Here is a 16,270-nt window from a genome sequence, read left to right as displayed (position 1 = left end):
TTATCGCCCCCGCAGCCCGGCCGCCAGGCGTTTGCTGTTACGCACGGAGAGCAACGTCAGCAACGTGCGCCAGGTCATTCGCTTATTGCGAATTTGGTACAGCGTAAAAAGCTGGTATTTTTTGCTGGCGCGATCGAATTTATCTTTGTGCTTACGATAAAAATGGAAATAGCCGGAGAACTTTTTCGGCGAAGAGGTAATCTGCATCTCGCCGTGGTTGATATGTAAAATTTGCGTCGCCTCTTCGACTTTCCACGGTTCGCCATACTCCACCACCATGCGCAGAAAAATGTCGTAGTCCTGCGCCGCCTTGAGTTCGGTATCGAACAAACACGCTTTAAAACGCCAGGCCCAGGTAAAAACCTGATTGCCAATAATATTGCGCTTGTAGAATAAGCGGCGCGAATAAGGAGATTTCGGATACAGCGGCAGGCTGGCAGGCTGAGAGTAGACCTCGCCCTCGCACACATAGTCGTTGGCATACAAAAAGGCGTGTGTAGTTAACTGGTGTTTATGGGCCAGAAACACGCTCAGACGGTTTGGCGTCCATTCATCGTCATCATCAATACCGGTAATGTAGTGTCCTTGCGCCTGCATAATGGCCTGGTTGCGAACCGCGCAGGCGCCGGTATTCCTGGCGTTATGAGTATAACGAACGCGCGGGTCGTTCAGCTCCTCAACAAATTGTTGTAGCTGCTGATAAGACGAGGAGCAATCATCCACGATGATCATCTCCCAGTGACGGTAGTCCTGACGTAGTACTGATTTAATCGCCCGGATAGCCAACTGCTGCCTGTTCCAGGTTGGCATATAAATTGAGATCAGCGGATTGTCTGTTGTCATGCTTATTCCCCAGATAGTTTTGCCGCATGGCGCTACGCTTGTCCGGCCTACAGTCACAGGCCGCGCCATCCGGCACGCCTTATTTTTTATTTGGAATCTGACTGGTATTCATACTCGTAATAGCCATAATCCTGGTAGCCCGTCGCCCGGCGGAAAATGGAATTGAGAATGACGCCTTTGACCTGAATGCCATTCTGGTCAAAACGGCTCAGACTGGTTTCCACCTCTTTTAAGGTGTTGACGGCATAACGCGCCACCATCAGCGTCGTCCCGACGTGACGACCCACAATCGCGGCGTCCGTCACGGCCAGAATCGGCGGCGTGTCGATTAATACCAGATCGTAGCGGCTGCTTGCCCAGGCGATCAGCTCGCCGAAGCGCTCGCTCATCAGCAGTTCCGATGGATTAGGCGGCACCTGACCGCGCGGAATAAGATCAAAATTAGCGATCGCCGTGGGTTTCGCGCAGGAGGCTATCTCGCCTTTGCCCGCCAGAATGTCAGATAAGCCGTCCACGTTATTGGTGCCGAGCAGTTCATGGGTGTAGCCTTTGCGCATATCGCAGTCGATCAGTAATACCCGTTTATGCGTCTGGCTGATGACGGCCGCCAGGTTGGCGCAAACAAAGGTTTTGCCGATAGAGGGGCTGACGCCTGTGAGCATGAGTACATTATTTTGCGCCTGCATCATGGCGAAATGTAGGCTGGTGCGCAGGCTGCGAATCGCCTCAATCGCCAGATCGGTCGGATTGCCCACCGCCAGCAGTTGGCTCTGCTTGTAACGCTTAATTCCTTTAATGGTTTTGACGCTATCGCGCGCTTTTTGCCATTCCGACAGCGGAATACTGGCATAGACGCTGATCCCGTGCTCCTCCAGCGCCTGCGGGCTTTCGATACCGCGATTAAACAGCGAACGCAGCAGCACGCCGACAATCGATAACATTAATCCCAGAATAATGCTGCCGAGAATAATCAACGCCTTTTTCGGCTTCAGCACGCCCGGCTGGGTAATCGCCGGGTCAACGATGCGCACGTCGCCAACGGTGCTGGCTTCGGTGATTTTCAGCTCCTGCTGTTTATTAAGCAGTTGCATATAAACCTGCTGACCGGACTCCACATCGCGGGTCAAACGCACAATCTCCTGCTGGGTTTTCGGCATCGCCGTCACCCGCCCGTTCAGTTTGGCTTTTTCATCTTCCAGCGCTTTACGTTTTTCCAGCAGCGTGCGGTAAGCCGGATGCGCTTTGGTAAAGAGCTTGGAAATTTCTGCCTCTTTAAACGTCAACTCATTCAACTGGGCGTCGATATTAACCATCGAATCGAGCACCGCCTTCGCCTCCAGCGGTAAATCTACCGAGTCTTTATCCTGGCGGAAAGCGTTTAGCTTGTTTTCCGCCACATCCAGACGGCTGCGGACTTCCGGCAGTTGTTTTGCCAGAAACGCCAGGCTCTTCCCCGCCTCTTCAGATTTCCGCGCAATATCCTGTTGCAGATAGTTACGGGTAATACTGTTGAGAATTTCGCGGATCTGGTCGCGATCTTCTCCCGTGAACGTCAGGCTCAGAACGCCGGTATCTTTGCCGGTTTCCGTTACGGTGAGGTTATTTTGCAGGTTATTAATCATGCCAAGCGTTGAGAATTTACTCACCGTAAATTCTGTATCAGGACGGGCGTCAATCGCCTCTACCTGCATCGTCACGCCGTCTTTATTGAGTGGCTGGCCCACAACGCCCTGCGCGCTAAATCCGCCGTCGCTAACCAACTGATAACGTTTGTCGCCCAGCACTTTGAGGGTGAAGATCTGTCCGCTCATCGTCTCTGGTCGGGTGAATGTCGTGACTTTCACCATTTCATTGTGACGCCCCATCAGCCGCTCCCACCCGGCGCCGAACAGCGGAAAGGTGTTTTTGGTGACGGCAATATCCAGATCCAGATCATCAACGGTCTTCCCCAGCACCAGGCGCGATCGAATGAGCTGAATTTCCGCATCGGAAGCCGGCGGCTTATTCGCTAATGCGCTGTTGATATCCTGTACCAGCGAATTACCGGCGTTTTGTTCAATCTGTACCAGCGCATCGGCGCTATAGATGGGCGTGGCGAAGAACGTATAAATTACCGCGCACAGCGCAAATATGGCCGTCGTCCCCAACACCCACCAACGCGCTTCAATCACCGTTCCGACCAGGCGCCCGATATCGATTTCATCGCTACCCGTAGCCGCCGCAGATTGTTTTACTTTTTCTGTCATGGTTTTCCCTGCTCTGCATTCAGTGCCTGCGCCCACTGGCGGGCAGACCTTTCCAGTAATGTGTACACCGCCTCAAACGCATCGCGGCTTTTGCGATACGGGTCCGGTATTTCACGCTCGCTGTCCCAGTGACCAAACAGCATTACCTTGCCGCGCATTTCCGGCGCAATGTCGCACAGGGCGGCGATGTGGCGTTTCTCCATCGTCAGAATCAGGTCATATTCCCGGCACAGACGCGCGGAAATTTGCCTTGCGCAGTGATTTTCCAAAGACAGATCGTGGGCGCTCGCCACGCTCGCCGCCGCAGGATCGGCGCCTTTGCCGACCAGCGCGCCTAACCCGGCGGACGCAACCGTCAGCGAGGGATGAAAGCGCTTTAGCAAACGTTCCGCCGTCGGGGAACGGCAAACATTCCCCACACAGACCACTAAAATTTTGTTAAACATAACGATTACCAGGAATGAATGTCGCTGGCCGTATCCGTCATATAACGGACACCGCTAATGGTCGGCAGCAACTGATTGATCAGACGGTTCCAGCGAGCAACCGGCGCGGTCGTGACGTACACCACATCGTAAGGCTGAAGTCGGAATTCCGTCGCCATCACCAATGACGTGGCGTCAGACATATCAAGCTGGTAGATATTGGCGATCTTGCCGCCGCGTCCCCCCTCGCCTTTCAACGGACGAATCACAAAAATGCCGCTGGCGTTGGAGGTGGTCAGATCGATGCCTTCCGCATTGCCCAATGCTTCGGTGAGCGTCATGCCGCTGAAATCCATTTTGAGGGTGCTCTGTTTTTTCACTTCGCCCATGACAAAGACTTTCAGATCGTCATTGCGCGGCACATACAGAATGTCGCCAGGGTAGAGCAAGCGGTTCTGGCTAAGATCGCCATTTTGCATCAGCGCCTGTAGCGAAATGCGCTGTTCTTTGCCGTTGTGCGTCAACACGACGTTGCGCCAGTCCGCCATATCGGTCAGACCGCCCGCGGCGTTAATCGCATCCAGGACGGTTAGCGGTACGTTAGTAATGGCCTGCTGACCGGATTTATTCACCTGGCCGGAGATATACGCTTTTTGCGAGCGGAAAGCTGCGATATTGACATCCACCTGCGGGTCCGCGATGTACTTCGCTAAACGCCCGGTAATATCGCTGCGAATCTCTGACAAAGTTTTACCGACGACGCTAACCTTGCCAATGTAGGGATAAAACATGGTGCCGTCCGGCTGTACCCAGTTGCCGGTATCGCTTGAGCTACGGTACTGGCCCGCTGGCGTGGTCAATTCCGGGTGATCCCAGACGGTGACATTCAGCACATCGCCAGGCCCGACGCGATACTGATAGCTGGCAATCTCCTGGTCCAGCGACATATTCGGTTGCGCGACATTGGGCCGCGGGCGTAATTGCTCAACCAGCCGTGGCGTCAGCGGATACACATTGACCATCCGGTCGAGATCAAAGTCAGCGTCTTGCTGTTTGATCACATCTTTCCCCATCGTAGACATATTGCTGCCCGGAAGTACTGTGCAACCACTTATCAAGCTGAGCGACGCCAATAATGGCATCAATTTCATTTTGGATTTCATCATTGATTATTTATCACTTTGGCAGAGTCATTATCCTGTGCAATTTAAATAGCGGCTTCGTCCGTGCACATTTACCTTGCAGTTAATGGCAGAGAAAATTAACTGGCATCATTCTGAAAAAAAATCAATTCATCCGCAGGCTATTGACAGAATAATAAAGGCTTATATTCAGGCTTTCAGGCACGCTACCGCCCCTGGCTTTTTAGCTACCAATACACTGATTATTCTAAATTTTCGCATTCCCCTCCGATTTCATCCTCGTTCAGATAAAAATCTTCAGCGAAATAAAGGTTACGTATTAATAGTTTTCTCGATGTCGTGACAGGATATTTAAGAGCGCTATCTTAATCCTGCAAGAATTGTTGCAGCTAACCTAATGACAGGCAAGGTAACAAACCCGTCATTCTATATTTTTAAGATTAATATTAAATGAATTAACAGATGATTTTAGGATTTTATTGATGTTGACAATATTTATTTACCCCACTCCACCTGCGATATTTCCTAAATATATTCTTGACATTATTTAGTTTCCGACAGAAACATTACGGCTATTTTAAAGTTATTTTATAGCCGCGTAACAAAGATAAATTGCTCTGCGGCATTGCATTTTTCCGCCGTATTATCCATGATCGAATTGTGACAATTGTCATATTACAGAAGGTATTGCTCTTACTATGGAATGGATTGCCGATCCGTCAATCTGGGCCGGACTGGTAACGTTAATCGTTATCGAACTTGTTCTCGGCATTGATAACCTGGTCTTTATTGCCATCCTCGCTGAAAAACTACCGCCGGGGCAGCGCGACCGCGCGCGCATTACCGGCCTGATACTGGCGATGATCATGCGCCTGCTGCTGCTGGCGTCAATCTCGTGGCTGGTCACCTTGACTAAGCCGCTCTTTAGCGTACAGGCGTTAAGCTTCAGCGCCCGCGATCTGATTATGCTGTTCGGCGGCTTTTTCCTGCTCTTTAAAGCCACCATGGAGCTCAACGAACGGCTGGAAGGGAAAGATAGCGCCAACCCTACCCAGCGTAAGGGGGCGAAATTCTGGGCGGTGGTCGCGCAAATCGTGGTGCTGGACGCTATCTTTTCTCTCGACTCCGTGATTACCGCCGTGGGGATGGTCGATCACCTGGCGGTCATGATGGCGGCAGTGATAATCGCCATTAGCCTGATGCTGCTCGCCAGCAAGTCACTGACCCGATTTGTGAACAACCATCCCACCATTGTCATTTTGTGTCTTAGCTTCCTGCTAATGATCGGCTTTAGCCTGGTGGCGGAAGGGTTTGGTTTCCACATTCCGAAAGGGTATCTGTACGCGGCTATCGGCTTCTCGGTGATGATCGAGGCGCTCAACCAACTGGCTATTTTTAACCGCCGCCGTTTTCTTTCCGCTAACCATACGCTGCGCCAGCGCACAACGGAGGCCGTGATGCGGCTGATTAGCGGTAAAAAAGAGGATGCCGAACTGGATGCGGAAACCGCTGCGATGCTGGCAGACCATGACGACAGCCAGATTTTTAATCCGCAGGAGCGCAGGATGATCGAGCGGGTGCTGAATCTCAACCAGCGCACCGTAAGTAGCATCATGACGTCGCGCCACGATATCGAGCATATCGATCTCAACGCGCCGGAAGCGGAAATCCGCGCTCTGCTGGAAAAGAACCAGCATACGCGTCTGGTCGTGACGGGTGAAAATGAACAGGAAGATTTACTCGGCGTCGTCCACGTCATCGATCTGTTGCAACAATCGCTGCGCGGCGAACCGCTCAACCTGCGGGCGCTGATTCGCCAACCGCTGGTTTTCCCGGAAACATTGCCGCTGCTGCCTGCGCTGGAGCAGTTCCGTAACGCCAGAACCCATTTTGCCTTTGTCGTAGATGAGTTTGGCTCGGTTGAAGGCATTGTGACATTAAGCGATGTCATGGAGACTATTGCCGGTAATCTGCCGAATGAAGTCGAGGAAATTGACGCCCGCCACGATATTCAGAAGAACCCGGACGGTTCCTGGACAGCAAACGGCCATATGCCGCTGGAGGATTTGGTGCAGTACGTGCCGCTACCGCTGGATGAAAAACGGGAATACCATACGATTGCCGGATTATTGATGGAATATTTGCAGCGCATACCGCAAACCGGTGAAGAGGTTCAGGTGGGCGATTATTTGCTGAAAACATTGCAGATAGAAAGCCATCGAGTGCAGAAAGTGCAGTTAATTCCGCTGCATAACGGCGAGCCAGACCCGGAGATGTAACGTCTGTTCGCCTGCCCCGGCCTGCTTACCAGGCAGGCCGGAGGCGCGTTAGCCTCGCCATCCGGCTCTGCCCTTTGGCCAAAAACTACAGCTTATTCAGCAGCTTCTTCACATCTTTACCGTTGCGGGTATCTTTATTGCGATCCGCCCAGTCGTTGAGCCGACGCTTCGCCTCATCCTGTAAATGCTTACGCAATAACTGATCCACTTGCAGGGTATAGTTCAGCTCCTGCCACTTGCCATAGACGCGCAGCGGCACCGGCGTCTCTTTCAGGAAGGTGATCAGGTTGCTATCGCCGTTCCAGCCGCCCAACACACGCAGATTAAATTGCGTATCACAGCTCTGCTTAACCAGATCCAGCGTTCCGCTGCCGGTTAACGCCAGCATAGAAGATTGCCCGACCATGTCGTCGAGCGTCAGCGTGCCCTTATTTAGCGTCAGATCGGTCGTGAAGCGATCCAGTCGGGTCGCGTTGTCCATATTTTCCTGCGACTGCTGCGCGTCGCCGCCGCTTCGCTCTACGGCCTGCTGCACCAGTTGCTGGAAATTCATTCCTTCAAGGCGCGTATTGCTCATGTCAACATGCGCTTTTCCTTTCCAGCTATGGCGAAATGCCTCCGCGTCAATATCCGCCCCGGAGAAATCGCCAACCAGCGACATCTTACCGGTCAGGCTAATCGGATAATTGAAGGCTTTCAGGATAGTCCCAATCTCAACATGGTTGAGGCGAGGGTGGAATTCGATGCGTGGACTGGCGGTGCGGGCGTCCAGCGTGCCGGGCAGCGACATCTCTCCGTCGGCCAGTTTCCCCTGCAACTCGGTGATATCCAGCAATCCGGCCTGATTAGACATCTTCGTCGAAACCTGGGTAAAGTCCATTCCCCGCCAGCGAACTGAATCCGCCTGTAAAGCAATCTCCGCCGTAAAGCTTTGCAGCCCCTGATAAGGCGGCGCACCAACACGCGACGCGATAACTGGCCTGGTCAGGGGGAGCGTATTTTGCCCCTGCGACACCGCGCCGCCCGTCTGTGCCACGGCGCTATGATGCGGCAACAGGTTGTCCAGATTAAGCTTGCTGGACTGGAGGTCAATTTGCCATTCCGGCTGCTCCGCCAGCGTTACCTGAACGTGTCCGGTCAGAGAACTGTCATTCGCCGTTAAATTTAAGTGGTTAAATGAAAGACGTTTTTGCGCCTCCTGCCACTGCGCCTGCAGCTGTCCCTGCCCCTCAATCCCCTGCGCCGGTAAATCCGCGCCCTGCAATTGCCAGCGCAGTTGCTCAATACCCGCGGTTAAGTTATGCGGATAATCGGAAGCATCCACCGTTCCGCTGAACGATAAAGCAAGATCCCGCTGATCGCGGTTCACGCGTCCCGAAAAATCAAACGTGCCGCGATGCTCGGCATCTTGTTCCATATTCAGACGAATATCGCGCACCGTGACCTGATCATCATTTTCATGCTGGAAAACCAGCACGCTGTCGGCAACGCGCAGGCTACGAATATCAAACGACCAGCCGCGATCTTCCGCTACGTCCGGCAAGGTATTATCTTTCGGCGCGACCGGCGCATCATCACTGCGTACCGCTTCCGTTTGCGGCGTCAGTTGAATCACCCCGCCCTTCAGCATCACCTGCTTAACATGAAGCTGATGACTCAACAGCGGCCATAAAGCGACATCCAGGCGCATATTGTCAGCCCGCACCAGCGGTTCGCTGGCGCCTCGCGCCGTTAGCGTCATTCGCCCGGAAAGGATACTGAGTTGCGGCCATACGTGCCAGCGCAGCGGCCCGTCAAGTTGCAACTGATATTCACTACGCGCGGCAACCTGCTGCACCATATAGGCGCGGAAATCATTCGGATTGACCAACAATACCAACGCAGAGAATCCGGCCACCAGCACGACCAGGAGAATCATCAGCGTCGTCAGAAATCGTCTCATGCTACCCTCAATGGACCGGCAGTATTGCGCCGAATGGCTCAGTCTTTATCAATCCGGCTGGCAACAGCGCCCTGCTGATCGCGATATTTGGCATCCTGACGGCGGTTATAAGGCCGCGCCGCCGGGCCGGACAGCGGCTCAAAGCTCAGCGCGCCGATGAGCATACCCGGACGCAACGCCAGCGGCAGCTTCCCGGAGTTGTAAAACTCAAGCACAATGCAGCCCGACCAGCCGGGATCGATACGGTGCGCCGTCACATGCACCATCAGTCCCAGACGCGCCAGCGAGGAACGACCATCCAGCCAGCCCACTAAATCCGGCGGCAGGGTAACGGATTCAAAGGTGACAGCCAGCGCCAACTCGCCCGGATGCAGATAAAATGCCTCGCCGTCCGGCAAAACGATTTCATCGCTCATCACGCGATCCAGCGCCGCGCTGACCTCATCTTTCGGCCCGCTCAGATCGATAAACGCCGCCGTATGGCCACGGAAGGTTCGAAATTTATTGCCAAGACGTACATCGACCGTCGCGCCGTTAATGCGCTCTACGGGAGGTCGCGGGGTGATAGACAAACGGCCTTCATCCAGCCAGGCTTCAATATCTCGGTCGCATAAACGCATGGCACTTTCTCCTTTCGCGCATCAAGCCCTTAAATCAAGCACATCAAGGGCTAACCAGGTTATCACTGAACGGTACACAATTCGCCAGATTTATTCAAAGAACTGGCTGATTTTCGCTTTCAGAATATCAATAGCGATGCGGTTTTTACCGCCGCGCGGCACGATAATATCCGCATATTGTTTGGAAGGCTCAATAAATTGCAGGAACATCGGACGCACCGTTTTCTGATATTGCGCCATCACCGAATCCATTGAGCGACCACGCTCGTTCACATCGCGTTTGATACGGCGCATCAAACAGATATCCAGCGGCGTATCGACAAAAATAGAGAAGTTCATCTCTTCACGCAAACGCGCGTCGGTCAGTAACAGAATACCTTCAAGAATAATCACTTTCTTCGGTTCTACGCGAACCGTTTCCTGCATACGGGTATGCTCAACATAACTGTATACCGGTAATTCAATCGCCGAACCGCGCTTGAGCGCCTGAAGATGCTGAAATAGCAGGCTGTGATCCATCGCATTCGGATGGTCATAGTTGGTTTTTACGCGTTCTTCCATCGACAGATGGCTTTGATCTTTGTAATAACTGTCTTCGGGAATAACGCCAATATGTTCGTCACCCACTTGTTCACGCAATTCGCGGTAAAGGGTACTGGCAATAAGACTCTTGCCGGAAGCCGATGCGCCAGCGATACCGATAATGACGCACTGATGAGACTGATCAGTCATAAATTTAGCGACCTGATTAACCTGGATGTAAGGAAGGGGGCGCCGAAACGCCAAACGCGGCAATTATAGGGATTTCAGCAACGCGATACCAGTCCGGCGCTATGCCACGGTGAATTTGTTGGCGGCGCATTCGACGTCGCGACGTAAAAGCGTTCAGTTTTAACGCGGACAGCGGATTTATCGACCCGTCTGGAGGAGGAATACGCCGGGAGCCACAATTTATATTCAGCCAGCGTATAAATCATTACGCGTTTATACTAGCATAATCACAGAGTAAACTGACGCGTCCGGTATTCCGCGACGTTACCGGCGATTCGGATAGAGTGGTAATGAGTAAACCATCCCAACATGTTTTCGTTACCGTCCCCCACCCGCTATTGCGTCTGGTCAGTTTAGGCCTGGTCGCGTTTGTCTTTACGCTCTTTTCGCTCGTATTATCGCGTGTCGGCACCCAACTCGCGCCGCTGTGGTTCCCCACCTCCATTATGATGGTCGCGTTTTACCGCCATGCGGGCCGTCTGTGGCCTGGGATCGCGGTCGCCTGCTCGCTCGGCAGCATCGGCGCCTCACTGACTTTATTTCCGGCCGCCTCGCTTAACTTTAGCTGGACGGCAATAAATATTATCGAGGCGGCCACTGGCGCGATACTGCTGCGAAAACTGCTGCCCAGCTACAACCCCTTACAAAATTTGAATGACTGGTTTCGTCTGGCTATCGGCAGCGCCGTGATTCCGCCGCTACTCGGCGGCCTGTTATTTTGGCTGATAGCGCCGGAAGCGGTCGCCTCGAAAGCGTTTCTGATTTGGGTATTATCGGAAGCCATCGGCGCGCTGACGCTGGTGCCGTTAGGTTTACTGTTTAAACCACACTATCTATTGCGTCATCGCGACCCGCATCTGTTGCTGGAAACGCTATTGACGCTGGTCATTACGCTGGCGTTAAGCTGGCTCGCTATGCGCTATATTCCGTGGCCGTTTACGTGCGTTATCGTCCTGTTGATGTGGAGTGCGGTGCGCCTGCCGCGAATGGAGGCGTTTTTAATTTTTTTAGCTACCGTTATCGTGGTCTCGCTCATGCTGGCCAATGACCCCACGCTGCTCGCCACGCCGAAAACCGACGTGATGGTTAATATGCCGTGGCTGCCTTTTTTAATGATCCTGCTGCCTGCCAATATGATGACGATGGTGATGTACGCGTTTCGCACGGAGCGTAAACATATCACCGAGAGCGAATCCCGCTTTCGCAACGCGATGGAGTATTCCGCCATTGGTATGGCGCTGGTCGGTACGGAGGGTCAGTGGCTACAGGTCAATAAATCTCTGAGCCATTTTCTTGGCTATAGCCAGGATGAATTACGCACGATGACATTTCAGCAATTGACCTGGCCGGAAGACCTGAATAACGACCTTGAACAGCTAAACATGCTGGTGCGCGGCGACATCAATAGCTATTCCATGGAAAAACGCTACTACACCCGCAACGGCGATGTCGTCTGGGCGCTACTGGCCGTCTCGCTGGTTCGTCATAAAGACAATAAACCTCTCTATTTTATTGCTCAGATTGAAGATATTAACGATCTCAAGCAAAGCGAGCAGGAAAACCAGCGGTTGATGGAACGTATTACACAAGCGAACGACGCGCTGTTTCAGGAAAAAGAACGGTTGCACATCACGCTTGACTCTATCGGAGAAGCGGTGGTGTGTATTGATGTCGCGATGAATATCACCTTTATGAACCCGATCGCCGAGAAGATGAGCGGCTGGCGGCAAGAGGATGCTTTAGGCGCGCCATTATTAACGGTTCTGCGCATTACGTCAGGTGATAAGGGGCCGCTGCTGGAGGATATTTATCGCGCCGACAGGTCGCGATCGGACATGGAACAGGAGATAGTGCTCCATTGTCATAACGGCGGTAGCTACGATATTCATTACAGTATCACGCCGCTCAGTACGCTTGACGGCGATAAGATTGGTTCGGTTCTGGTTATCCAGGACGTTACCGAATCACGAAAAATGTTACGCCAGCTCAGCTACAGCGCAACGCATGACGCCCTCACCCATCTTGCCAACCGCGCCAGTTTTGAAAAGCAGCTTCAACAGCGCCTGCAAACAATACAGGAATCGCCTCAACATCATGCGCTGGTGTTTATCGATCTGGACCGTTTTAAAGCGGTTAACGACAGCGCGGGACATGCCGCCGGCGACGCCTTATTGCGCGAGCTCGCGTCACTGATGCTCAGTATGCTTCGATCCGGCGATCTCCTGGCCCGTCTGGGTGGCGATGAGTTTGGCCTGTTGCTGCCGGATTGTAATAGTGACAGCGCGCGCTTTATCGTGACGCGGCTTATCAACGCCGTTAATGAGTATCACTTTATGTGGGAAGGACGCCTGCATCGGATCGGCGCCAGCGCCGGGATCACAATGATAAATGAACATAACTGCCAGCTCACAGAGGTCGTGTCTCAGGCCGATATTGCCTGCTACGCCGCGAAAAATAGCGGTCGAGGCCGTCTGACCGTGTACGAACCGCAGCACGCATTAACCTCCTCAAAGGGAATGATGCCGCTGGAAGAACAGTGGCATATGATTAAAAATAACCACCTGCTGATGCTTGCCAGAAACGTCGCGCCGCCGCGTACGCCGGAGGCCACCAGCTTTTGGCTGGTCTCACTCAGGCTGTGGACCAGCGAAGGGGAAGTGATGGAAGAGCGCGCGTTCCGGGCAGGGTTAGCCGACTCCGCGCTGCATCACGCGCTTGACCGACGGGTATTCCATGAGTTTTTCCACCATGCGGCGACCGCCGTCGCCAGCAAGGGATTAAGCGTTGCGCTGCCGTTGTCCGCCGCGGGATTATACAGCGCGACCCTTATTGATGAGCTGCTGGAACAACTGGAGCATAGCCCACTGCCGCCACGGTTATTACATCTGATTATCCCGGCTGACGTTATCGTTAAGCAGGCGCAGACCGCCGCTGCGACTCTGCGAAAACTGCGGCAACGCGGCTGCCAGGTGATTCTCAGCCATGTCGGGCGCGATTTACAGCTGTTTAATTTACTGCCCCCGCATATCGTCGATTATTTACTGCTGGATAGCGACCTTATCGCCAACGTTCATGAAAGTTTAATGGATGAAATGCTGACCTCGATCATCCAGGGACACGCCCAGCATTTGGACATCAAAACGCTCGCCGGGCCGGTACAAAACCCACAGGTGCTGGATACGCTCTCCCGTATTGGCGTGGATCTGATTTATGGCGACACTATCGCCGAAGCGCAACCGTTGGATTTGTTACTGAATACCAGCTATTTCGCTATCCATTGACGGTTGCCAGCCGTGGGTATACCAGATATGCAGTAGCGCGTAGGAACGCCACGGTTTCCAGCGCTCCGCGTAGCGACGGATCTGCGCGGGCGTCATCCCGGCGAAGCGCTGCTTAATTAAGTAATCATCGGGTAAAAAGATATCTTTTGCCTGCCAACCGCGCAGGGCGAAATAGTTCGCCGTCCAGCGGCCAATTCCCGGAAACGTTTGTAAATTTTTAACGCTCTGCTCAATATCCGGCGGCGCGGCGAGCGCCAGTTTTCCCGCCAGCGTCGCCTGCGCCAGATGAATCAGCGCTTCGGCGCGCCGCAGCGGCATCCCCAGAGCTTTAAGCGCCAGCGGATCGGCCAACGCCAGCGTTTCCGGACCGGGAAAACAGACATAATCGGGGGCATCCGGCAACGCCTCGCCATAGCGGCGCGCCACTTTCGCCGTCAACCTTGCCGCCATCGCGACACTCACCAGTTGCCCCAGTATCGCCCGCACGCCTTGTTCAAACGTATCAACCGATCCCGGTAAACGCAGCCCCGGTCTGTCCTCGCCCAGTGGCCCCAGCACGGCGGCAACCTGCGCGGGCTGGCAGTCAAGATCAAACAGACGCGAAACTTTCGCCAGACACGCCGGCGCGACGGGAAGTAATCCGGCGCTCACGCTAACCTGCACAGTGTGGGTGGGCAGATGGGGCCTCACGCTGACCAGTCCGCGATGCTCGCCCACCACCAGGCTGCGCGCATAAAAGCCCTCGCCTACTGTTTCCACGCCGTCCACCGCACGCGCGGCAAGAAAGCCCAACATCCACGACCAGTCGTAAGGCGGCTGCCAGCTCAGGGTAAACATACTTTTCTCCTTTATTTGACCTTTCAGCATAAACGCTAATCGCACGTAACGCCTTGCTTTCATATTCCAGTTGTCGCCGCGACGACATTTCGCTAAAGTCACGCCCCTTCTTCACTGGCATGGGGATTTTAAGGTGTTTATAGGATTTGATTACGGTACGGCAAACTGCTCGGTCGCCATTATGCGCGACGGGCATCCACAGTTGCTGACAATGGAGAATAACAGCGCATTACTGCCGTCTATGCTGTGCGCGCCGACGCGCGAAGCGGTGAGCGAGTGGCTGTATCGCCATCATGATGTGCCGGCAACGGACGAAGAAACCCAGGCGCTGCTACGCCGCGCGATACGCTACAACCGCGAGGAAGATATTGAGGTTGGCGCGCAAAGCGTACAGTTTGGTCTGGCGTCGCTGGCGCACTATATTGACGATCCCCAGGAGGTCTGGTTTGTCAAATCGCCGAAATCCTTTTTAGGCGCCAGCGGCCTGAAACCGCAGCAGGTCGCGCTGTTTGAAGATTTGGTCTGCGCCATGATGGTACATATTCGTCATACGGCGCACAGCCAATTGCCGGAGGCCATTACCCAGGCGGTGATCGGTCGCCCGATCAACTTTCAGGGACTCGGCGGCGATGACGCGAACCGCCAGGCGCAGGGTATTCTGGAGCGGGCGGCAAAACGCGCCGGTTTTCAGGAGGTGGTATTCCAGTACGAACCGGTTGCGGCGGGCCTGGACTACGAAGCTACGCTGCGGGAAGAGAAGCGTGTGCTGGTCGTGGATATTGGCGGCGGCACCACCGACTGCTCCATGCTGCTGATGGGGCCGCAGTGGCGTCAGCGCGCCGATCGTGAAAACAGCCTGTTGGGGCACAGCGGTTGCCGCGTGGGCGGAAACGATCTGGATATCGCGCTGGCCTTTAAAAATCTGATGCCTTTGCTGGGCATGGGCGGCGAAACCGAAAAAGGCATCGCCCTGCCGGTGCTGCCGTGGTGGAACGCCGTGGCGATTAACGACGTCCCGGCGCAAAGCGATTTTTACAGTAGCGCGAATGGTCGTCTGTTGAACGATTTGGTTCGCAACGCGCGTGAAGCAGACAAGGTCGCGTTGCTGCTCAAGGTCTGGCGCCAGCGACTTAGTTACCGCCTGGTACGCTGCGCGGAAGAGAGCAAAATCGCCCTTTCCGGCCAGGCGGATGTTACGGCGAGGCTGCCATTTATCAGCGACGACCTGGCGGTCGCTATCAGCCAGCAAGGACTGGAAGCGGCGCTGGATCAACCGCTGGCGCGTATTCTGGAACAGGTGCAACTGGCGCTGGACAGCGCGCAGGAAAAACCGGATGTCATCTATCTGACCGGCGGCAGCGCCCGTTCGCCATTGATTAAAAAAGCGCTTTCCGAACAGTTACCGGGCATACCCGTCGCTGGCGGCGATGATTTCGGCTCCGTCACCGCAGGACTGGCGCGCTGGGCGGAGGTCGTTTTCCGCTAAGCGCCTCGCAAGCCCAGCGCTGATGGATTGACATTATTCTTGATGTGGCTTAACGTCAGGAGTGAGGGTTAGGGAGGATTCCTCCTCCCCCTGGTGTCTTAGTAAGCCTGGAAGCTAATCACTAAGAGTATCACCAGTATGATGACTACCTTCATCATAACCCTTTCCTTATTTTGGCCCCTTCCTCGGGAGGGGCTTTCCCGTTTCAGCGTCCTGCTGAAATCGGTGGCTTACCTTTATTGCCGTGCCGCCACTTTACCGCACTCCGGCGCGTTAACGATTTTCACCGATGAGAGTTGCGTAGCGCCTCGCAAAGTGGGTCGCCATTCAGAATAATCCCGACCGTGTTCCATAATTCCTCCATTTTTCTCCCTTCCCTGCTGACTACAATAGAGGGA

At 54.1% G+C, this 16,270-nt stretch carries 12 protein-coding genes; 3 read left to right on the top strand and 9 right to left on the bottom strand.

Going from position 1 to position 16,270, the window contains the following annotated elements:
• From wcaA to EOS98_RS08385, 4 genes are all read right to left on the bottom strand, one after another.
• Entirely contained in the window at positions 1–843 is an 843-nt protein-coding gene (wcaA, locus tag EOS98_RS08400; RefSeq protein WP_000205695.1) for a colanic acid biosynthesis glycosyltransferase WcaA, read from the bottom strand.
• 86 nt (positions 844–929) lie between these two features.
• A complete protein-coding gene (gene wzc, locus EOS98_RS08395) occupies positions 930–3,089 on the bottom strand; it encodes a tyrosine-protein kinase Wzc (protein ID WP_017442202.1) in 2,160 nt (719 codons plus the stop codon).
• On the bottom strand, positions 3,086–3,535 hold the full coding sequence (gene wzb, locus EOS98_RS08390) for a low molecular weight protein-tyrosine-phosphatase Wzb (RefSeq protein ID WP_000482224.1): 450 nt from the start codon (positions 3,533–3,535) through the stop codon (positions 3,086–3,088). The genes wzc and wzb overlap by 4 nt, the downstream gene beginning before the upstream one ends.
• 5 nt (positions 3,536–3,540) lie before the next feature.
• Positions 3,541–4,680: a polysaccharide export protein gene (locus EOS98_RS08385; RefSeq protein WP_000978077.1), complete on the bottom strand. Its 1,140-nt coding sequence runs from the start codon at positions 4,678–4,680 to the stop codon at positions 3,541–3,543.
• 674 nt (positions 4,681–5,354) lie between these two features.
• On the opposite strand from EOS98_RS08385, the gene EOS98_RS08380 reads away from it, so the two are divergent.
• Positions 5,355–6,935, top strand: a complete 1,581-nt coding sequence (locus EOS98_RS08380; RefSeq protein WP_126523975.1) for a TerC family protein — start codon at positions 5,355–5,357, stop codon at positions 6,933–6,935.
• An 85-nt stretch (positions 6,936–7,020) separates the two neighbouring features.
• Here EOS98_RS08380 and asmA read toward each other — a convergent pair whose 3' ends face one another.
• The 3 genes from asmA to udk form a co-directional block, all read right to left on the bottom strand.
• The gene (gene asmA, locus EOS98_RS08375; protein ID WP_023206604.1) at positions 7,021–8,877 is read right to left on the bottom strand and encodes an outer membrane assembly protein AsmA; all 1,857 of its coding nucleotides are present in this window, start codon (positions 8,875–8,877) and stop codon (positions 7,021–7,023) included.
• A gap of 38 nt (positions 8,878–8,915) precedes the next feature.
• A complete protein-coding gene (gene dcd, locus EOS98_RS08370) occupies positions 8,916–9,497 on the bottom strand; it encodes a dCTP deaminase (RefSeq protein ID WP_001234783.1) in 582 nt (193 codons plus the stop codon).
• A 90-nt stretch (positions 9,498–9,587) separates the two neighbouring features.
• Positions 9,588–10,229, bottom strand: a complete 642-nt coding sequence (udk, locus tag EOS98_RS08365) for a uridine kinase (RefSeq protein WP_000132082.1) — start codon at positions 10,227–10,229, stop codon at positions 9,588–9,590.
• A gap of 329 nt (positions 10,230–10,558) precedes the next feature.
• Here udk and EOS98_RS08360 point away from each other — a divergent pair, with 329 nt between their 5' ends.
• Complete coding sequence (locus tag EOS98_RS08360; RefSeq protein ID WP_000042941.1) at positions 10,559–13,549, top strand: MASE1 domain-containing protein; 2,991 nt, start codon at positions 10,559–10,561, stop codon at positions 13,547–13,549.
• On the opposite strand, the gene alkA is transcribed toward EOS98_RS08360, so the two are convergent.
• Positions 13,517–14,386 carry a DNA-3-methyladenine glycosylase 2 gene (gene alkA / locus EOS98_RS08355; protein ID WP_000494714.1) on the bottom strand — a complete coding sequence of 290 codons (870 nt, stop codon included), beginning with the start codon at positions 14,384–14,386 and terminating at the stop codon, positions 13,517–13,519. The two genes, EOS98_RS08360 and alkA, sit on opposite strands and share 33 nt — an antisense overlap.
• Positions 14,387–14,519: 133 nt before the next feature.
• Here alkA and yegD point away from each other — a divergent pair, with 133 nt between their 5' ends.
• A complete protein-coding gene (yegD, locus tag EOS98_RS08350; protein ID WP_000469628.1) occupies positions 14,520–15,872 on the top strand; it encodes a molecular chaperone in 1,353 nt (450 codons plus the stop codon).
• A gap of 98 nt (positions 15,873–15,970) precedes the next feature.
• Here yegD and ibsA read toward each other — a convergent pair whose 3' ends face one another.
• The gene (gene ibsA / locus EOS98_RS08345; protein ID WP_001805500.1) at positions 15,971–16,030 is read right to left on the bottom strand and encodes a type I toxin-antitoxin system Ibs family toxin; all 60 of its coding nucleotides are present in this window, start codon (positions 16,028–16,030) and stop codon (positions 15,971–15,973) included.
• Positions 16,031–16,270: the final 240 nt, after the last annotated feature.

It is taken from the genome of Salmonella sp. SSDFZ69 (genome assembly GCF_004010755.1).
Taxonomy (GTDB): Bacteria; Pseudomonadota; Gammaproteobacteria; order Enterobacterales; family Enterobacteriaceae; genus Salmonella; species Salmonella enterica.
This window is presented reverse-complemented; position numbering and strand designations above follow the sequence as displayed.